Source organism: Williamsia serinedens, from assembly GCF_024171725.1.
GTDB classification, from domain to species: domain Bacteria; phylum Actinomycetota; class Actinomycetes; order Mycobacteriales; family Mycobacteriaceae; genus Williamsia_A; species Williamsia_A serinedens.
The window spans coordinates 497961-516867 of record NZ_JAMTCG010000001.1; the positions used below are offsets into that span (position 1 = coordinate 497961).

The window sequence follows — 18907 nt, forward strand, 5'->3', positions numbered from 1 at the left end:
TGGTCCATGCAGGCGCGTGTCCGCGCGCCGTCGAGACGAGAGGATGTGCCTTACAGACATGTCGAGCTACAACCCGTACGACGCGCTCCCGGACCTCCCGACGTTCACCGTGACGTCGGAGAGCTTCACCGACGGTGACGCCTGGGGCTCACGGCAGGCCAGCGGCATGATGGGACCGGGCGGCGACGACGCGTCACCGCAGGTCAGCTGGTCGGGGTTCCCGGCCGAGACCAAGAGCTTCGCGGTCACCGTTTACGACCCCGACGCCCCGACCGCCTCGGGCTTCTGGCACTGGGCCGTCGCCGACATCCCCGTGTCCACCACGTCGCTGCCCGAGGGTGCCGGCGACGACACCGGCAGTGCCCTGCCCCAGGGCGCAGTGACCCTCGCGAACGACGGCGGGATGAAGCGCTTCGTCGGTGCCGCCCCGCCGCCCGGACACGGCCCGCACCGCTACTTTCTCGCCGTGCACGCCGTCGACGTCGAGTCGCTCGACCTGCCGGACGGGGCCACGCCTGCGTTCCTCGGTTTCAACCTGTTCAGTCACGCCATCGCGCGCGGCATCATCCACGCCACCTTCGAGGTGCCCGCGGACAGCTGATCCGAGCGGTGACCGCGCCCCTCACGCCTGTCGGGCGTGGGGGGCGTTCTCGCTCCCGACGGCCTCGGCGACGGACCGGAACCCGTTGTCGCGCAGACGCTGCGCGAGGCCGTCGTTTATGTCGCGGACCCACATCGGGCCGCCGTAGATGAAACCGGTGTAGCCCTGCAGCAGCGACGCGCCGGCGCGGATCCGTTCCCACGCCTGGTCCGCCGTCTCGATGCCCCCGACGGACACGAGCGGGAGACGCTCTCCGACACGGCCGTAGAGGCGCCGCAGCACCTCCAACGACCGGTCCGCCAGCGGCGCCCCCGACAGCCCACCGGCCCCCATGGCCGACACGGCAGCGGTGTCGGTGTGCAGACCGTCCCGCCCGATCGTGGTGTTGGTGCAGACGATCCCGTCGAGTCCCAGCTCGACGGCGAGGTCGGCGATGGCGTCGATGTCCTCGTCGGACAGGTCGGGGGCGATCTTCACCAGGACCGGGATGTCGACCGCCTCCTGGACCGCGGCCAACAGCGGTCGCAGGGACGCGACAGCCTGCAGATCGCGCAGCCCGGGGGTGTTCGGGGAACTGACGTTGACGACGAGGAAGTCGGCGACGGGGCCGAGCAACCGCGCGCTGTGCAGGTAGTCCTCGACGGCCTCGTCGGCCTCGACCACCTTCGTCTTGCCGATGTTGGCCCCGATCGGGACCGACTGCGGACCACCGAGCCGTCGGGACAGCCGATGCGCCGCCGCGGCCGCGCCGTGGTTGTTGAAGCCCATCCGGTTGATCAGCGCGCGGTCCTGCGGCAGGCGGAACAACCGCGGGCGGGGGTTGCCCGGCTGTGCCGCCCCGGTGACCGTGCCGACCTCGGCGAACCCGAAGCCCAGCGACCCCCACGCGTCGACGGCGCGGGCGTCCTTGTCGAATCCGGCCGCCAGCCCCATCGGCGCGGGGAAGTCGACCCCGAACACCGTCGTCGCCAGGACCGGATCGCGTCGGGCGAACACACGGGCCGTCTGCCGCGCGACACGCGGGCGGGCCAGGAACCCCGACAGCACCGCCGAGGCGACGGTGTGGATGCGCTCGGGGTCGACGAGGAACATCACCCGCAGAGCGAGGGGATAGAACAGTCGGTAGAGCGCGTCGATCACGAGTCGTCCCGGCCGGCGTCGGCCGACGAGCCGGGCCCGGTCCGCGGGCGTCGACGCTTGAGCAGCACCTTGCGGGTCCCGTCGGAGTACAGGCGGACGCGCGAAATCTCCCAGCCGCCGAACTCGGCCTCGATGGCCAGACGGACGGACGCGGTCACCCGCGTCACGTCGGGTGGGAGCCGTAGCGGGACGTATTCGTAGTCACCGCGCGTGTTCACCGACCACTCGCGGGGGAACCCGAGCGCCCGCCCACCGGTCGTCCCCGATCTGCGCATCTCGCCTCCTGCTGCTCGCCGGTGTCAGTACGCCGCCTGAAGGCCGTCCCCGAGGGCCGACACCAGGTAGACGACGCCGGACCCGCTGTCGACGGCCATCGCGTCGGCCTGACGCACGGTGGTCAACCGCTGACGCTCCACCGGGATTCCGGACGCCAGGTCGAAGCCGACGAGACCGTTGTCACCGGTCGTCGCGACCCAGGTCAGGTTGCGTGCGTCGTCGTATCCTACGGCGTACGGCCCGCCGGGCACCGGATAGCGGATCCGCATCACGATGGGGTCGCCGTAGAAGGCGACGACATCACCGGACCGGGTGTCGGTGACGAGGAACCGCCCGTAGTGGTCGACGGCCATGTTCGTGGCACCGTCCCCGGCCCGCAGGGCCACCCCGAGTGACGCGTCGGGGATGTCGACGGTGGTCACCGACGACTGCGCGCGGTCCAACGCGAGGACCTGGTCGTCGCGCCCCTGTCTCGGGTGGACCGCCAGCGCGTCGACCCGGACCAGCCCGCCGATGCGGGTCACCGGCGCGGTGGCGTTCGCCGGATCGACGACGGTGACCTCGCCCGTGGCGCTGCCCACGAGGACGCGCCCGTCGGACAGACGCGCCAGCGACAGCGGCTGGGACACCGGGACCGACCGCGCGGTCACCGCACCCGACGCGAGGTCCACGACGACCAGCCGGTCGGCCGCGGCCCCGACGAGCACGCCGTCGCGGTCGGCGCCGAGCACGTCGACGGCGGTCGGCAACGAGATGGTCCGCTGCGCAACGGGTCTGCGGGGGTCGGCGACCGAGTACACCGACACCGACGTCCGGTCCGCGCCGAGGACGGCCAGCCGCCGACCGAACGCGTCGAAGACGATCGACGACGACGCCGGCGCGGGCACGACCGTCCCCGACGGGGTCTGGGCCAGGGGAGGGGCGGCGAGCGGGGTCTGCGGCACGGTCGTCGCGACGTCCGGACGGGACGACCCGCCGCCGGAGCCGCAGGCGGCCGCCAGCGCCGTCGCCGCGACGATCACGACGGCGACGACCGCGCGCCGGGGGTGGACTGCCATGGCGTCCATAGTGCTGCACCCGTCGGGGGCCGCTGACCGGTGGAGCGGGAATGTCCGTGTCGTACGATCCTCGCCGTGACCGACGCGATGACGTGGACCCAGGCCGTCGTCCTCGGGGCCGTCCAGGGCCTCACCGAGTTCCTCCCGGTCAGTTCCTCGGGGCACCTGCGGATCGTGTCCGGGGTGTTCTTCGGCGACGACGCCGGTGCGTCCTTCACCGCCGTCACCCAGCTGGGCACCGAGGCGGCGGTGCTCCTCTACTTCCTTCGCGACATCGTGCGGATCGTGATCGCCTGGGTACGGGGCCTGCGCACGCCCGCTGAGCGCGGCCTGGACTACCGGATCGGGTGGTACGTGATCTTCGCCACCATCCCGATCGGCATCCTGGGTTTCGTGTTCAAGGACGAGATCCGTACGGGCGCACGCAATCTCTGGCTGATCGCGACGATGCTCATCGTGTTCTCCGCGGTCATCGTGCTGGCCGAGCGCTACGGCAGCCGCCGTCGGCCGATCGAGGAGCTCACCCTGCGCGACGGTCTCACGATGGGCCTGGCGCAGTGCCTCGCGCTGATCCCCGGGGTGTCCCGGTCGGGCGCGACGGCCAGTGCAGGCCTGTTCCTCGGCCTGGAACGGGCGGCGGCCGTCCGCTTCTCGTTCCTGCTCGCCATCCCCGCGGTGACCGCGTCGGGTCTGTTCAGCCTCCCCGACGCCTTCTCGCCCAGCGGCGAGGGCCTCGAGGCATCGGGGCCGCAGCTGCTCGTCGCGACGGTCATCTCGTTCGTCATCGGGTTCGCGTCGATCGCCTGGCTGTTGAAGTTCGTCGAACGCCATTCGTTGAACTGGTTCGTCGGCTACCGCGTCGTGGTCGGCGTGATCGTGCTGATCCTGCTGTCGGCGGGGGTCGTCAGCGCCACCTGAGCCGCGCAATGCCTAGTGTGAGTGCGTGACCGTCATCCTCCTGCGCCACGGGCGCTCGACCGCCAACACCTCGGGGGTGCTGGCCGGGCGCAGCGGGGGAGTGGACCTCGACGACACCGGCCGCTCCCAGGCCGACGCCGTCGTCGAGCGCCTCGCCGACGTCGCCGAGGTGGTCGGCATCGTGCGTTCGCCGCTGCAGCGGTGTCAGCAGACCGTCGAGCCGCTGGCCCGTGCCCGCGACATCGAGCCGATCGTCGACGACCGCCTGGTCGAGGTCGACTACGGCTCGTGGACCGGGCGCAAGATCACCGACCTGGTCGGCGAGGACCTGTGGAAGACGGTGCAGCAGCAACCGTCGGCCGCCGTCTTCCCCGACGGTGAGGGTCTCGCGGACGTGCAGGCCCGGGCGGTGCGGGCGATCCGAGAGCTCGACGCCCGCCTCGCCGGTGCCGACCGCTCCGGTGTGTGGGTGGCGTGCACGCACGGCGACGTCATCAAGGCCATCGTGGCCGACGCGATGGGCGTGCACCTCGACTCGTTCCAACGGATCGTCGTCGAGCCGTCGTCGATGAGCGTCATCCGCTACAGCTCCGCACGGCCCTACGTCCACGGGGTGAACTCGACGACGGGGCGCCCGCCGGTGCCCCCGCCGCCGCCGAAGCCCGCCGAGGGCCAGGCGGCGACGCCGCCCGCCGACGACGCGGTGATCGGCGGGTCGACCGGTGCGCCGACGGAGGCGGTACGGCCATGACCGACCGGCGCGGAACTGCAATGATCGAGGCAGGGCCCGACATCGGCCACCACAGGACCACGAGCAGCGAGGAGGTGTGATGCCCAGGGCCATCCACGTCTTCCGGAGCCCGGACCGTTTCGTCGCCGGGACCGTCGGGACGCCCGGTGACCGCACGTTCTACCTCCAGGCCACCCACGAGGCGCGGGTCGTCTCCGTCCTGTTGGAGAAGCAACAGGTGCAGATCCTCGCCGAGCGCATCGGGGCACTGCTCGAGGAGATCCACCGCCGGTTCGGCACGCCGCTGCCGCCAGAGGACGACCACGTCGAGGACCTCCGTCCGCTGACGATGCCGGTCGACGCGGAGTTCCGCGTCGGCACCATGGGCCTGGGCTGGGATGCCGAGTCCGAGGCCGTCGTCGTCGAACTGCTCGCGATCACCGAGGGAGACTTCGACGAGAGCGTCGTCCTCGACGACACCGAGGAGGGGCCCGACGCCGTGCGGGTGTTCCTCTCCACCACCGCCGCCCGCGAGTTCGCCGCCCGCTCGACGCGCGTCATCTCGGCCGGGCGGGAACCGTGCCCGCTGTGCGGTCAGCCGCTCGACGCGACCGGCCACATGTGCGTGCGCACCAACGGGTTCAAGCGTGACGTCGCGTTCGACAAGTCGCTCGACTTCGTCGACCCGGACGTCTTCGACGACCCCGACCTCCGCGACGCGCTCGAGGAGGACCCCGAGGACGACGATCCCGACGACCCGGGGCCCGCACGTCCATGACGTCGGCGTCCGACCGACCCGACCCGGGCGAGGACACCGCGACGCCCACCGACGTCATGACGCTGCTCACCACCGGTGAGCTCGAGCTCATCGGCCAGGTCCGGTCCGCCAGCAACGCCACGCTGGTGTGCGACGCGGTGCTCGGCGACGAACGGTTGCGGTGCGTCTACAAGCCCGTCCGCGGCGAACAACCGCTGTGGGACTTCCCCGACGGGACGCTCGCCGGCCGCGAGGTCGCGTCGTACCGGATCAGCGCCGCACTCGGCTGGTCGGTCATCCCCGAGACGGTCCTGCGGGACGGGAAGTTCGGGCCCGGGATGGTCCAGCGGTGGATCGACACGCCCGAGCCGCGCGACGTCGTGCCCGACCGTCTCGACCTCGTCGACCTCTGTCCGGCCGACCTCGTGCCCGACGACTACCGGCGCATCCTCGAGGCCTACGACGCCCGTGGCGAGGAGGTGACGCTGGTGCACGCCGACGACCCCCGCCTCCTGCGGATGGCCGTGCTCGACGTGGTCATCAACAATGCCGACCGCAAGGGCGGTCACGTGCTCGAGGGACTCGACGGGAACGTCTACGGCGTCGACCACGGCATCTGCCTGCACGTCGAGGACAAGCTGCGCACCGTGCTGTGGGGGTGGGCCGGTGAGGTGGTCCCCGCCCACCTCGTCTCCGACGTCGCCGGACTCTGCGACGCCCTCGCCGGCGACACCACCGACCTGTCCGTCGAGCTGGCCCGGCTCATCACGCCCGCCGAGGTCGCGGCGCTGCGCGAGCGCGCCGAGTACCTCGTCGAGGTCCCCGAGATGCCGACGCCCGCCCGGTCGCGTCCGATTCCCTGGCCCGCGTTCTAGACCGTCCCGGGCACGAGGCGATGGCTGCACACGGCCGCTGATCACGCCCGCGGCGGACGACCATATGGTGGTGCCATGCAGTCGTGGTCGCGTGTCGAGGTCCGGTCGGTGCCGGGCACAGGTCCCCAGCTCCGTCTCCACGACACCTCGGACGCGGAGGTCCGCCCCGTCACGCCCGGGCCGACGGCCACGATGTACGTCTGCGGCATCACGCCCTACGACGCGACGCACCTCGGCCACGCGGCGACCTACCTGACCTTCGACCTCATCCACCGCCTGTGGCTCGACGCCGGACACGACGTGCGCTACGTGCAGAACGTCACCGACGTCGACGACCCGCTGTTCGAGCGGGCCGAGCGTGACGGCATCGACTGGCGCGACCTCGGTGAGCGCGAGACCCGCCTCTTCCGCGACGACATGGCCGCGCTGCGCGTGCTCCCGCCCCACCACTACACCGGTGCGGTCGAGTCGGTGGACGAGGTGATCGAGCTCGTCGGCAAGCTCGTCGCGTCGGGCGCGGCCTACGTGGTCGACGACGCCGAACACCCCGACATCTACTTCCGCACCGACGCCACACCGCAGTTCGGCTACGAGTCGAACTACGACCGCGCCACCATGGAGACCTTCTTCGCCGAACGTGGCGGCGACCCCGCCCGCCCGGGCAAGCGCGATCCGCTGGACGCGCTCATCTGGCGAGCCGCCCGCGACGGCGAGCCGTCGTGGGACTCACCGCACGGCCCGGGCCGTCCCGGCTGGCACATCGAGTGCGCGGCGATCGCGCTCAACCGTCTCGGCGCACCGATCGACGTGCAGGGCGGCGGCAGCGACCTGATCTTCCCGCACCACGAGTTCTCCGCGGCGCACGCCGAGGCCGTCACCGGCGAGCGCCGCTTCGCCGGGCACTACGTGCACACCGGGATGATCGGTCTCGACGGCGAGAAGATGTCGAAGAGCCTGGGCAACCTGGTGTTCGTGTCGAAGCTGACCGCCGCGGGCGTCGATCCCGGGGCGATCCGGTTGGCCGTCTTCGCCGACCACTACCGCGCCGACCGCATGTGGACCGACGCCGTGCTCGACGCGGGCGTCGCCCGGCTGAGCCGCTGGCGCGACGCCGTCGCCCGCGGCACCGGCCCCGACCCCGACGACGTCGTCCTGCGGCTGCGCACCCATCTCGCCGACGACCTCGACACCCCGAAGGCGCTCGCCGCGATCGACGGGTGGGTCACCGACGTGGAGCGCGGGATCGGGTCGGTGCCCGACGCGGGTGAGCGGATCGCCGACGCGGTCGACGCGTTGCTCGGTGTCGAGCTGCGTCAGGGATCCGGACCGAAGTAGGTTTGCCCGGTGGCCCATCTCACCGAACTGGACCCCGACACCTCCGAGGGCGTGTGGACGGTGGTCACCCGCACCTCGACCTACCTCCTCGACTTCGAGGAGATGACGCTGCTCCGCGCCCCCGGCGTGGGTGGGCCGCCGCCCGGCGCGGACGGCGACGATCCATGGGCGGTCAGCCAGTTGCGGCGCGACTCCGAGGACATCCCGCTGCTCGGCGTGAAGTCGTGCCGGATCGGGGAGTCCGCCCAGTTCTGGGTCCGCGCCGTCGACGACCCCGACGTGCGGACGTGGCGCATCACCACCCCCGTCGTGTCGATCGAGCGGATCAGCTGAGGTCCGCGGTCAGCCGTACCGCGACCCGATCCCCGTCGACCCGGGCCGCGAACACCTCCAGCGACCCGATGCCGTCGTCGGTGCACGAGCCGTCGGCGAAGCGGAACCGGTACTGGTGCAACGGACACACCACCGTCTCGGTGTCGATCTGACCGTCCGCGACGGGCCCGCCCCGATGCGGACACACCGCTCCGGTGGCGCGGACCGTGCCGTCGGAGAGACGGAACACCGCGACCTGCCGCCCGTCGACGACGTAGGTACGCCCTTCGCCCGGCGTCAGGTCCGCGATCGACCCGACGACGACCCAGCCCGGCGCGGTGTCGGTGGTCATCGGGCCGGCACGGTCGGGAGCGGCAACAGCGGCAGGGCCGAGGCGAACTGGGCCGGTGACCGCGGCGCCTCCCGCTCACGCCACGGGTCGCGGTACCCGGCGACCGCGGCCTCGATGCGCTCCTGCAGTCCGGCGACGACGCCGTCGCGGTCGTCGACGAGCACCGCACGCAGTTCCTCGATCCCGACGCGCGGCACCCACGCGTAGGTCCGCTCCAGCCATCGCGCCTGCTCGCGGTAGTGCTGGACGAACAGACCGATCAACCGGATCACCTCGTCGCCGGAGTCGACGGTTGCCAGCAGGTCACCCTTGCGGACGTGCGCACCGGCCGCGCCACCGACGTAGATCTCCCAGCGGTCGGAGGCGGCCCCACCGTCACCGACGGCCACCGCCCCGATGTCCTTGCACAGGGCCTCGGCGCAGTTGCGGGGACACCCGGTGACGGCGAGCTTCAGTTTCGCGGGCGTCTCGAGCCCCATGAACCTCTTCTCCACGGCGACGCCGAGCGCGGTGGAGTCACCCAGCCCGTAGCGGCAGTAGTCGGTGCCGACGCAGGTCTTCACCGTCCGCATGCTCTTGCCGTAGGCGTATCCCGACGGCATGTCGAGGTCGGCCCACACCTTCGGCAGGTCCTCCTTGCGGACCCCGAGCAGATCGATGCGTTGGCCACCGGTGATCTTGACCATCGGGACGGAGTACTTCTCGGCGACGTCGGCGATGCGCCGCAGCTGCGCGGGACTGGTCACGCCGCCAGCGATCTGGGGGACCACCGAGAACGTCCCGTCGCGCTGGATGTTCGCGTGCACCCGGTCGTTGATGAACAGGGCGCCGCGTTCGTCGGTCCAGTCGGGACCCCAGACGACCCGCAGCAGCGAGGCCAGCGGCATCTTGGCGGTCGCGTCCTCACCGTCGGGCGCGAGTGCGGCGAACACCTCCGACACCGAGCGCAGGTCCGACGCCCGGATCGCGCCGATCAGTTCGGGTTTCGTCATCGGGATGCACGGCACGTAGCGCTCCGCGGACGGGTCGGCACCGAGCCCGCCTCCCGACGCGTGGTCGACGATGTCGGCGACGAGGCCCTTGCAGGAGCCGCATCCCTTCCCGGCGCGGGTGGCCGCCACGACCTCGGCGAGGCTCGACGCACCGCCGCGGACGCACCCGACGATCTGTCCCTTGGTCACGCCGTTGCAGTTGCACACCTGCGCGTCGTCGGCGAGTTCGGCCGCACCGGTCTCCGCGCTCGGGGCACCGAGGTCGAACAGCATGCTGATCCGTTCCTCGGGCAGCGGCACCTTGTCGTCGAACGCCTGCGTCAGGAAGTTCGCCTTGCTGATGTCGCCGAGGAGCATCGCCCCGATGAGCTTGTCGTCGCGGACCACGACGGACTTGTAGGTGCCGCTGCGGGGTTCGTAGAACTGCACGAACTCGTCGTCGTCGCGCTCGGGGCCCTGGACCCCCATCGCCGCGACGTCGACGCCGGCGACCTTCAGCTTCGTCGCCGTCCGCGACCCGTGATAGGTCGCGCGCGGGTCCGCGCCGGTGAGGACGTCGGCGAGGACGACCGCCTGCTCCCACAGCGGCGCGACGAGCCCGTAGACCTCGCCGCGGTGCTGCGCGCACTCGCCGACCGCGAACACCGAACTCTCGTCCTCGCAGCGCATCTGGTCGTCGACGACGATCCCGCGCTCGATGACCAGTCCCGCACGGCGGGCGAGCTCGACGTTCGGCCGGATCCCCGCGGTGATCACCACCATGTCGGCGTCGAGCCGACCGCCGTCGGTGAACGCCACCCCGCTCACGTCGCCGCGGTCGTCCCGGAGGACGGCCGACGTACGCCGGGAGGTGTGCACCCCGACACCGAGCGATTCGATCTTGCGGCGCAGGACGCGTCCCGCGCGCTCGTCGAGCTGCTGGTTCATCAGGTGCCCGGGGGAGTGCACCACGTCGACCGTGACGCCCTGCGTCCGCAGACCGTGCGCCGCCTCCAGACCCAGCAGCCCGCCGCCGACGACGACCGCGCGCGTCCCGTCGCGGGCGCTCGCCATCTGCAGCATCCCGTTGGTGTCGGCGATGGTCCGGAACCCGAACACCCCGCGGGCGAGCCGTCCGTCGGGTTCGCGCAGACCGTCCATGTTCGGGAAGTGGGTGAGGCTGCCGGTCGCGACGACGAGGACGTCGTAGCCGATGACGAGGTCGCTCTCACAGGTCACCGTCTTCGCGAACCGGTCGATGGCCACCACACGGTCCCCGGCGTGCAGCGTTATGCCGTTCTCGGCGTACCAGGCCATCGGGTTGAGCATCAGGTCGTCGTCGTCCAGCGACTGCTCCCCGGCGAGGACGTGCGAGAGCATGATCCGGTTGTAGTTGCCGTAGGGCTCGTCGCCCACCATCGTGATGTCGAACATCTCGCCGCCGCCGCGGGCGAGGATCTCCTCGACGGTCCGCGCGCCTGCCATGCCGTTGCCGACGACCACGAGCCGACGGCGCCCGCCGCTCAGAAGACCACCATCCCGAAGTCCACGACCATCTCCCCGGTGCACCCGGCGGGTGCGGCGAAGACCAGTTCCAGCGTGGAGTCGGGGTCGACGTCCTCGACGACTCGCAGCGGGATGTTGACCGCACCGCGCGCTCCCATCGGGAACAGGCGCATCGTCCGTCCGTCGCACGTCAGTGCCACGTGGACGAGTTCGTCCGACGAGTTGCCGCCGCGGAAGTACAGCGGCTGGGCGGTGAGGCCCGACGGGACGACGTACCGCAGCGAGGGATGCAGGGGGGCCGGCGTGGCCAGGCCCGTGCCCGCGAACGGGAACACGCCCTGCAGGAAGTGGGGTGTGGACATGCGTTCACCCTGCTGGCACGACGTCAACCGACCTTTGCCGCGCCGTAACGGCTCGGTTGTCGGCAACTCACGGCCCGCGCGCCCGCGGGGTGAACTGCGGTGGGCTCAGCCTCCGAAGGAGCCCGGTCCGCGTCGACGCAGGTAGCGCTCGAACTCGGCGGCCAGGGCGTCGCCGTCGATCTTGCTCATCGCGTCCTCGACGCTGACCTCGGCGTCACCGCGCTCCTCGAGCCCGCGGACGTACTCGGCGATCTCCTCGTCGTCCTCGGTCATCTCGGTGACCGCCTGCTCCCACTCCTCGGCCTGCGCGGGCAGGTCACCGAGCGGCACCTCGAGGTCGAGGACCTCCTCGACCCGCGAGAGCAGCGCGACGGTGGCCTTGGGGTTGGGCGGCGTCGAGACGTAATGCGGGACCGCGGCCCAGAACGACACCGCGGGGATGCCCTCGGCGACGCACAGGTGTTGCAGCACACCGGTGATGCCAGTCGGCCCCTCGTAGCGACTCTCCTGCAGGTTGTAGCTGAGGGCCGAGTCCTTGCTGTAGGTGGTGCCGGTCACCGGCACCGGCCGCGTGTGCGGGGCGTCGGCCAACAGTGCGCCGAGGATGACCATCGTCTGCACGTCGAGACGACGTGCGACATCGATGATCTCCGCGCAGAACTGACGCCACCGCATGTTCGGCTCGATGCCGCGCAACAGCACCACATCGTGATCCGACCCGGGAGGGCTACACCACGAGATCGACGTGGCCGGCCACTCGATACGTCGCGTCACCCCGTCGACCTGCTTTACGATGGGACGGTTGACCTGGAAGTCGTAGTAGTCGTCGGAATCGATCTCGACGAGGGGGAGGGCATCCCAGATCAGCGCCAGATGCTCGACCGCGCCGCTCGCGGCGTCGCCGGCGTCGTTCCAGCCCTCGAAGGCCGCGACCAGGATCGGCGCCCGCAGGGTGGGCAGTGGGGACGACTGGTCAGCTGTCACCGACCCAGCCTACGACCGATGACCGAAACGGAGCGAACTACCCTGAGCACCATGTCTGTCTCCACCGGAACCGACTCGTACGACTCGGCGTTTCTCGATGCGCTGGGCAAGCGCGTCCTCATCGGCGACGGGGCGATGGGGACGATGCTGCAGGCCTCCGACCTGACCCTGGACGACTTCCAGGGGCTCGAGGGCTGCAACGAGATCCTCAACGTCACCCGCCCGGAGGTGCTCGCGGGCATCCACCGCGCCTATTTCGAGGCCGGTGCCGACGCGGTGGAGACCAACACCTTCGGGTGCAACCTCTCTAACCTCGGCGACTACGACATCGCCGACCGCATCCGCGAGCTCGCCCGCGAGGGCGTCGCGATCGCCCGCGGCGTCGCCGACGAGATGGGTCCGGGCGACGACGGCATCCCGCGGTTCGTCCTGGGCTCGGTCGGCCCGGGCACCAAACTCCCCAGCCTCGGCCACACCACGTACGCGGTGATCCGCGACGCGTACATGGAGTGCGCGCTCGGCATGATCGAGGCCGGGGCCGACGCGATCCTCGTCGAGACCTCGCAGGACCTGCTGCAGGTGAAGGCGGCCGTCGTCGCCGCGCGCCGGGCGATGGAGAAGCTCGGCCGTCGCATCCCCGTCATCTCGCACGTCACCGTCGAGACGACCGGCACGATGCTGCTCGGCTCCGAGATCGGTGCCGCCCTGGCATCCATCGAGCCGCTCGGCATCGACCTCATCGGTCTCAACTGCGCGACCGGACCGGCGGAGATGAGCGAGCACCTGCGCTACCTGTCGCAGCACGCCCGCATCCCGGTGTCGGTGATGCCGAACGCCGGTCTGCCGCAGCTCGGCCCGAACGGCGCCGAGTACCCGCTCGGCGCCGACGAACTCGCCGAGGCCCTGACCGGGTTCGTCGGCGACTACGGCCTGTCCTTCGTGGGCGGCTGCTGCGGCACCACCCCGGACCACATCCGCGCCGTCGCCGACGCCGTGAAGACGGCGCCCCGCGGCAGCCGTACCCCGGTCCACGAGCCGGAGATCTCGTCGCTGTACGCGGCGGTCCCGTTCGAGCAGGAGAACAGCTTCCTCATGGTGGGGGAGCGCACGAACTCGAACGGGTCCAAGGCGTTCCGCGAGGCCATGCTCGCCGGCGACCACCAGAAGTGCCTGGACATCGCCAAGGACCAGACGCGCGACGGCGCGCACATGCTCGACCTCAACGTCGACTACGTCGGTCGTGACGGCGCCGAGGACATGACGGCGCTCGCGTCAAAGTTGGCCACCTCGTCGACGCTGCCGATCATGCTCGACTCGACCGAGCCCGACGTCCTGCGTGCGGGCCTCGAGGCGCTCGGCGGACGGTGCGCGGTCAACTCGGTGAACTACGAGGACGGCGACGGGCCCGACTCGCGGTTCCAGAAGATCATGCGGTTGGTCGTCGAGCACGGTGCCGCCGTCGTCGCGCTCACCATCGACGAGGAAGGTCAGGCGCGGACCGCGGACTGGAAGGTCCGCGTCGCCGAACGCCTCATCGAGGACATCACCACCAACTGGGGTCTGACCGACGAGGACATCATCATCGATGCCCTGACGTTCCCGATCTCCACCGGTCAGGAGGAGACCCGTCGGGACGGCATCGAGACGATCGAGGCGATCCGCAGGATCAAGGAGTCCCACCCGGACATCCACTTCACGCTGGGCATCTCGAACATCTCGTTCGGTCTGAACCCCGCGGCGCGGCAGGTGCTGAACTCGGTGTTCCTGCACGAGTGCGTCCAGGTCGGGTTGGACACCGCGATCGTCCACGCCTCGAAGATCCTGCCGATGGCCCGGATCCCCGACGACCAGCGCGAGGTCGCGCTCGACCTCGTCTACAACCGTCGGGGCGCCGAGGGCGTGCGCAGCGAGGGCGACGAGAACTACGATCCGCTGCAGACCCTGATGGGTCTGTTCGAGGGCGTCTCGGCGGCCTCGGCCCGGGAGACCCGCGCCGAGGAACTCGCGAAGCTGCCGCTGTTCGAGCGGCTCGAGCAGCGCATCGTCGACGGCGAGCGCAACGGCCTCGAGGCCGACCTCGACGAGGCGATGACGCAGGTCCCGCCGCTGAAGATCATCAACGAGACACTGCTGTCGGGGATGAAGACGGTCGGCGAGCTGTTCGGCTCGGGCCAGATGCAGCTGCCGTTCGTGCTGCAGTCGGCCGAGGTGATGAAGACCTCGGTGGCGCACCTCGAGCCGCACATGGAGGCCTCCGACGAGGACGGCAAGGGCCGCATCGTGCTCGCCACGGTCAAGGGCGACGTCCACGACATCGGCAAGAACCTCGTCGACATCATCCTGTCCAACAACGGCTACGAGGTCGTCAACATCGGCATCAAGCAGCCGATCTCGACCATCCTCGAGGTCGCCGAGGACAAGCGCGCCGACGTGATCGGGATGTCCGGTCTGCTGGTGAAGTCCACGGTGGTGATGAAGGAGAACCTGCAGGAGATCAACGCCCGCGGGCTCGCCGAGAACTACCCCGTGCTCCTCGGCGGCGCCGCGCTGACGCGCTCCTACGTCGAGAACGATCTCACCGAGACCTACGAGGGCGACGTGCACTACGCACGCGACGCGTTCGAGGGTCTGCGGCTCATGGACGAGATCATGACGACCAAGCGCGGCGGGGCGACCACGGTCGACCCGGAGGCGAAGGCCGCGGCCGACGCGAAGGCGGCCGAGCGGAAGGCCCGCCACGAGCGGTCGGCGCGCATCGCGGCCAAGCGCAAGGCCGAGCAGACGCCGGTCGAGGTGCCGGAGAGATCGGACGTGGCCGCGGACAACGAGATCCCGGTGCCGCCGTTCTGGGGTACCCGCATCGTCAAGGGCATCCCCGTCGCGGAGTACCGCGGTCTGCTGGACGAGCGCGCCCTGTTCCTCGGCCAGTGGGGTCTGCGCGGTGCCCGCGGCGGCGACGGCCCCAGCTACGAGGAGCTCGTCGAGTCGGAGGGACGTCCCCGCTTCCGCGAGTGGATCGACCGCCTGTCGACGGCGAACATCCTGCAGCACGCTGCCGTCGTCTACGGGTACTTCCCGGCGGTGAGCGAGGGCGACACCGTCCACGTGCTCACCGAGCCGGACCCCGACGCCGACGTCCGGTTCAGCTTCGACTTCCCGCGTCAGCAGCGGTCCCGGTTCCTGTGCATCGCCGACTTCATCGCGTCACGGGACCGTGCGCGCGAGCTGGGTCGGGTCGACGTGCTGCCGTTCCAGCTGGTCACCATGGGTCAGCCCATCGCCGACTTCGCCAACGACCTGTTCGCGAAGGACGCCTACCGCGACTACCTCGAGGTGCACGGCATCGGCGTGCAGCTGACCGAGGCGCTCGCGGAGTACTGGCACCAGCGGGTGCGCTCGGAGCTGACGTTCGACGGCGGCTCCGTCGCCTCGGACGACCCGGACTCCCCGCAGGGTTTCTTCGACCTCGAGTACCGCGGCGCGCGCTACTCCTTCGGGTACGGCGCCTGCCCCGACCTCGAGGACCGCGCGAAGATGATCGAACTCCTTGAGCCCGGTCGGATCGGCGTCGAGCTCTCCGAGGAGTTGCAGCTGCACCCCGAGCAGTCGACGGACGCCTTCGTCCTGCACCACCCGGAGGCGAAGTACTTCAACGTCTGAGCCGTTGACGGCGGGCTGGGAGGTCGCTCACACCGTCCTCCCAGCCTGACCGCTCAGGGTGTCGGGTATGACCGCTGTGCTCGCCGACCCGGCCACTACGACCGATGCCGACGCTGATCGGTGGTCACTGATGACGCGTCCACCACGGATCGTCCGCTGGGCTGCGGTCGTCGCGGTCCTCACGGTCGCCCTGCTGGTGCGCTGGCAGTTCGTGCACGTCGAGACCCTGGACTACCGGGCGTTCCTCAGCCGGTGGTACGACACCCTCGACCAGCAGGGCGTCAGCGCGTTCCGATCGCGCTTCGCCGACTACAACTACCCGTACCTGTACCTGATCGCGGGACTGGCGTGGCTGCACATCCCGTCGTTGGTCGGCATCAAGGCGCTGTCGATCGCGGCCGACGTCGTGCTCGCCGCGATCGCCGCCCGGATCGCGGCACTGCGGTCGCCGAACCCCTGGGTGCCGATCGGCGCGTTCACGCTCGTGCTGTTCCTGCCCTCGGTGATCGCGAACAGCGCGTGGTGGGGCCAGGCCGACGGCATCTACACCGCGTGCGCGCTGGCCGGGATCCTGTTCCTGCTCCGGGGTGGTCGTGGGCACCGTCGCCGTGACGCGCTCATCGCCTGCGCGCTGTTCGGGCTCGCGGTGTCGTTCAAGCTGCAGGCGGTGTTCGTCCTCCCGGTCCTCGCCTGGGTCGTCCTGCGCCGCCGCGTGCCCTGGTACGCGGTGCTGATGCTCCCGCTCGTCTACGTCGCACTCGACGTCCCCGTCCTGATCGCCGGGGCGCCCTGGCGGGAGGTCTTCTCGGTGTACCTGAGTCAGACAGACTCCTACCGGCAGTTGACGCTCGGCGCGGCCAACCTCTACCAGTTGATCCCTCTGTCCGGTGACGTGACCTGGGCGGCGTACAAGGGCATCGGCGCCGCACTGGTCGTCGTGGTCGGGTTCCTGCTCTGGTCGGTGGTCCGTCGGCCCGCGGTGACCGACGCGTCGATCCTGGTCGTCGCGGCCGCGTCCGCGATCGTGGTGCCGTTCCTGCTCCCGGCCATGCACGACCGGTACTTCTACGCCGCCGAGGTGCTCAGCGTGATCGCCGCGTTCTTCCTGCCTCTGCGCTACGCGCTCATCCCGGTGCTCGTGCAGGCGGCGGCGATCGGCGTCTACCACTCGTCGCTCACCGGCGATCAGGGCGGGATGCGCGGTGGCGGCATGGGGTCCGGCGGTGGCGGTGGATTCGGCGGGGGTGGTCCGCGGCCCGACGGCGCGGGGCCGGGCGCCGGCTCCCGACCCGGTGGGTTCCGGCCCGAGGGAGGCGGTGGCGGGCCGGGGCGTTCCGGCGGTGCAGGGTCGTCCGGGTACACCTCCGGCCGCGGCGACACGGCCCTCACCGTCTACGCGTCGATGATGGCGTGCGCCGCGGCCGGGGTGGTGGTCGCGCTGCGTCGGGTGCTGCGTCGTCAGGCGGTCTCGACGCGGTCGCCGGACGAGTCCAGCTGGGCAGCCGGCGCCTGAGCGGCGACGAAGTCGCGGCTGCGGACGAGCAGCAGTGCGCAGACCCCGCCCACGACGGCGACCGCGGCGCTGACCACGAACAGCGTGTTCATCCCGTCGGCGAAGGCGGTGCGGATCGCGTCCCCGACGAGGGCCCGTTGCTGGCCGGGCAGCGCACCGAGTGCCCGCGGGATCGAACCGTCGTGGACTGCGTCGGCGAGACCTGCTGCGCGGGAACGCAGTTCCGGTGATCCGGCCAGGGACGCCTCCAGCGAGGAGCGCACCCGCGCGGCGAACAGCGAGCCGTAGACGGCGATGCCCACCGCGATGCCGACCTGGCGGCAGGTGTTGTTCACACCGGACGCCATCCCCGAACGGTGATGGTCGACCACGCCGACCGCGGTCGACGCCAGCGGCGGGTTGACCAGACCGCTGCCGACGCCGGCGACGAGGAACCCGACCGCGAGGTGCGTCCACGACGACGCCCCGTCGAGACCGGCGCACAGGGCCAGACCGACGCCGACGAGCAGGAGGCCCGGGCCGACGAGCCAGCGGACGGGCAGCGTGTGGGCGAGTCGGCCGGACAGGGTCGCGACCACCATGGTCGCGCCGGAGATCAGCACCAACCGCAGACCGGCCTCCAGCGAGGAGTACCCGAGACCGTCCTGCAGGTAGAGCACGACGTACAGCAGCATCGCGAACAGCGAGCCGTTCATCGCGAACGCGGCCAGCGAGCCGCCGACGAACGTCGGGGTGCGGAGCAGCGACAGGTCGAACATCGGCTCGCGCACGGTTCTCTCGACCGCGACGAACGCGAGGAGCAGGACCGCGCCGATCACGAACGACCCCACCACGATCGGGTCACCCCAGGAGCGGCTGCCCGTCTCGATGAACCCGAAGACCACGGCGAGCAGACCCACGGTCAGCGTCAGGACGCCGGGGACGTCGACCCGGCGGGGGTGCTCCGCCCGCGACTCGGCGATGACACGTGTGCCCCACAGGGCGAGGAGTCCCACCGGGAGGTTGACGAGGAAGATCCATCGCCACGACAGCCCGGTCGTCAACACCCCTCCCAGGATGGGGCCGAGCGCGGTCGCGACACCGGTGACCGCACCCCACGCGCCGAACGCGACACCGCGGTCACGGCCCTGGTAGAGCACCGAGAGCAACGCCAGCGAGGTCGCGAACAACATGGCCCCGCCGACGCCCTGCACGGCGCGTGCCGCGATGAGGAGGCCGGGATCGCCCGCCAGTCCACACAGCACCGAGGCGGCGGTGAACAGAGCCAGACCGAGCGCGAAGACGCGTCGTCGACCGACCCGGTCGGCGATCGACCCGGCGGTCAGGAGGAGGGACGCCAACGCGAGCGCATAGGCGTCGGTCACCCACTGGAGCTGGTCGAAACCGGCTCCGAGGGAGCGCTGGATGTCGGGGAGCGCGACCACGACGATGGTCACGTCCAGCAGGAACATGAAGGTGGCGGTGCACACCACGGCCAGGGGCCACCATTTGCGGGACACGGTCGGACCTCTCGATCGGGGACTTCGGACGCGCAGAGCATCGACCCCGACCTCCGCA

17 protein-coding genes are annotated in these 18907 nt (G+C 70.9%); 9 read left to right on the top strand and 8 right to left on the bottom strand.

Annotated features, from left to right (window positions below):
* Positions 1-58 precede the first annotated feature (58 nt).
* Positions 59-601, top strand: a complete 543-nt coding sequence (locus LX12_RS02270; protein WP_253652858.1) for a YbhB/YbcL family Raf kinase inhibitor-like protein — start codon at positions 59-61, stop codon at positions 599-601.
* 21 nt (positions 602-622) lie between these two features.
* Here LX12_RS02270 and LX12_RS02275 read toward each other — a convergent pair whose 3' ends face one another.
* The 3 genes from LX12_RS02275 to LX12_RS02285 are packed head-to-tail and all read right to left on the bottom strand — an operon-like array spanning position 623 to position 3075.
* Positions 623-1741, bottom strand: a complete 1119-nt coding sequence (locus LX12_RS02275) for a quinone-dependent dihydroorotate dehydrogenase (protein ID WP_308213956.1) — start codon at positions 1739-1741, stop codon at positions 623-625.
* The gene (locus LX12_RS02280; RefSeq protein WP_253652859.1) at positions 1738-2016 is read right to left on the bottom strand and encodes a DUF5703 family protein; all 279 of its coding nucleotides are present in this window, start codon (positions 2014-2016) and stop codon (positions 1738-1740) included. Before LX12_RS02280 ends, LX12_RS02275 begins: the two co-directional genes overlap by 4 nt.
* 24 nt (positions 2017-2040) lie before the next feature.
* Entirely contained in the window at positions 2041-3075 is a 1035-nt protein-coding gene (locus tag LX12_RS02285) for an NHL repeat-containing protein (protein WP_253652860.1), read from the bottom strand.
* A gap of 75 nt (positions 3076-3150) precedes the next feature.
* On the opposite strand from LX12_RS02285, the gene LX12_RS02290 reads away from it, so the two are divergent.
* From LX12_RS02290 to LX12_RS02315, 6 genes are all read left to right on the top strand, one after another.
* A complete protein-coding gene (locus tag LX12_RS02290; protein WP_253652861.1) occupies positions 3151-3993 on the top strand; it encodes an undecaprenyl-diphosphate phosphatase in 843 nt (280 codons plus the stop codon).
* Positions 3994-4018: 25 nt separating this feature from the next.
* Entirely contained in the window at positions 4019-4744 is a 726-nt protein-coding gene (locus tag LX12_RS02295) for an MSMEG_4193 family putative phosphomutase (RefSeq protein ID WP_253652862.1), read from the top strand.
* Between the two features lie 79 nt (positions 4745-4823).
* Complete coding sequence (locus LX12_RS02300; RefSeq protein ID WP_253652863.1) at positions 4824-5501, top strand: DUF3090 domain-containing protein; 678 nt, start codon at positions 4824-4826, stop codon at positions 5499-5501.
* The gene (locus LX12_RS02305) at positions 5498-6355 is read left to right on the top strand and encodes an SCO1664 family protein (RefSeq protein ID WP_372504903.1); all 858 of its coding nucleotides are present in this window, start codon (positions 5498-5500) and stop codon (positions 6353-6355) included. The genes LX12_RS02300 and LX12_RS02305 overlap by 4 nt, the downstream gene beginning before the upstream one ends.
* Before the next feature lie 75 nt (positions 6356-6430).
* Positions 6431-7690: a cysteine--1-D-myo-inosityl 2-amino-2-deoxy-alpha-D-glucopyranoside ligase gene (gene mshC / locus LX12_RS02310; RefSeq protein WP_253652864.1), complete on the top strand. Its 1260-nt coding sequence runs from the start codon at positions 6431-6433 to the stop codon at positions 7688-7690.
* A gap of 9 nt (positions 7691-7699) precedes the next feature.
* The gene (locus tag LX12_RS02315; protein ID WP_253652865.1) at positions 7700-8023 is read left to right on the top strand and encodes a hypothetical protein; all 324 of its coding nucleotides are present in this window, start codon (positions 7700-7702) and stop codon (positions 8021-8023) included.
* Here LX12_RS02315 and LX12_RS02320 read toward each other — a convergent pair.
* The 4 genes from LX12_RS02320 to LX12_RS02335 all read right to left on the bottom strand — a co-directional run bounded on the left by LX12_RS02320 (position 8016) and on the right by LX12_RS02335 (position 12177).
* Positions 8016-8354 (bottom strand): Rieske (2Fe-2S) protein, encoded by a 339-nt coding sequence (locus LX12_RS02320; protein WP_253652866.1) that lies wholly within the window; start codon positions 8352-8354, stop codon positions 8016-8018. The genes LX12_RS02315 and LX12_RS02320 overlap by 8 nt on opposite strands.
* Complete coding sequence (gene nirB / locus LX12_RS02325; protein ID WP_308213957.1) at positions 8351-10828, bottom strand: nitrite reductase large subunit NirB; 2478 nt, start codon at positions 10826-10828, stop codon at positions 8351-8353. Before nirB ends, LX12_RS02320 begins: the two co-directional genes overlap by 4 nt.
* A gap of 20 nt (positions 10829-10848) precedes the next feature.
* Complete coding sequence (locus tag LX12_RS02330; RefSeq protein WP_253652867.1) at positions 10849-11193, bottom strand: molybdopterin oxidoreductase; 345 nt, start codon at positions 11191-11193, stop codon at positions 10849-10851.
* Between the two features lie 105 nt (positions 11194-11298).
* A complete protein-coding gene (locus tag LX12_RS02335; protein ID WP_253652868.1) occupies positions 11299-12177 on the bottom strand; it encodes a PAC2 family protein in 879 nt (292 codons plus the stop codon).
* Between the two features lie 51 nt (positions 12178-12228).
* On the opposite strand from LX12_RS02335, the gene metH reads away from it, so the two are divergent.
* Both metH and LX12_RS02345 read left to right on the top strand, forming a co-directional pair.
* A complete protein-coding gene (metH, locus tag LX12_RS02340) occupies positions 12229-15837 on the top strand; it encodes a methionine synthase (RefSeq protein WP_253652869.1) in 3609 nt (1202 codons plus the stop codon).
* Positions 15838-15904: 67 nt separating this feature from the next.
* Positions 15905-17350, top strand: coding sequence for a putative hexosyltransferase (locus LX12_RS02345; protein WP_308213958.1), 1446 nt, complete (start codon positions 15905-15907; stop codon positions 17348-17350).
* Here the strand turns inward: LX12_RS02345 and LX12_RS02350 are convergent.
* Positions 17296-18849 (bottom strand): MFS transporter, encoded by a 1554-nt coding sequence (locus LX12_RS02350; RefSeq protein WP_253652870.1) that lies wholly within the window; start codon positions 18847-18849, stop codon positions 17296-17298. The two genes, LX12_RS02345 and LX12_RS02350, sit on opposite strands and share 55 nt — an antisense overlap.
* Positions 18850-18907 lie beyond the last annotated feature (58 nt).

Bases quoted from the DNA above. Each gene is read 5' to 3' on its own strand.
- mshC (WP_253652864.1), top strand. From the start codon at position 6,431: ATGCAGTCGTGGTCGCGTGTCGAGGTCCGGTCGGTGCCGGGCACAGGT.
- LX12_RS02330 (WP_253652867.1), bottom strand. From the start codon at position 11,193: ATGTCCACACCCCACTTCCTGCAGGGCGTGTTCCCGTTCGCGGGCACG.
- LX12_RS02270 (WP_253652858.1), top strand. From the start codon at position 59: ATGTCGAGCTACAACCCGTACGACGCGCTCCCGGACCTCCCGACGTTC.
- LX12_RS02305 (WP_372504903.1), top strand. From the start codon at position 5,498: ATGACGTCGGCGTCCGACCGACCCGACCCGGGCGAGGACACCGCGACG.
- LX12_RS02285 (WP_253652860.1), bottom strand. From the start codon at position 3,075: ATGGCAGTCCACCCCCGGCGCGCGGTCGTCGCCGTCGTGATCGTCGCG.
- metH (WP_253652869.1), top strand. From the start codon at position 12,229: ATGTCTGTCTCCACCGGAACCGACTCGTACGACTCGGCGTTTCTCGAT.
- LX12_RS02300 (WP_253652863.1), top strand. From the start codon at position 4,824: ATGCCCAGGGCCATCCACGTCTTCCGGAGCCCGGACCGTTTCGTCGCC.
- LX12_RS02280 (WP_253652859.1), bottom strand. From the start codon at position 2,016: ATGCGCAGATCGGGGACGACCGGTGGGCGGGCGCTCGGGTTCCCCCGC.
- LX12_RS02345 (WP_308213958.1), top strand. From the start codon at position 15,905: ATGACCGCTGTGCTCGCCGACCCGGCCACTACGACCGATGCCGACGCT.
- LX12_RS02320 (WP_253652866.1), bottom strand. From the start codon at position 8,354: ATGACCACCGACACCGCGCCGGGCTGGGTCGTCGTCGGGTCGATCGCG.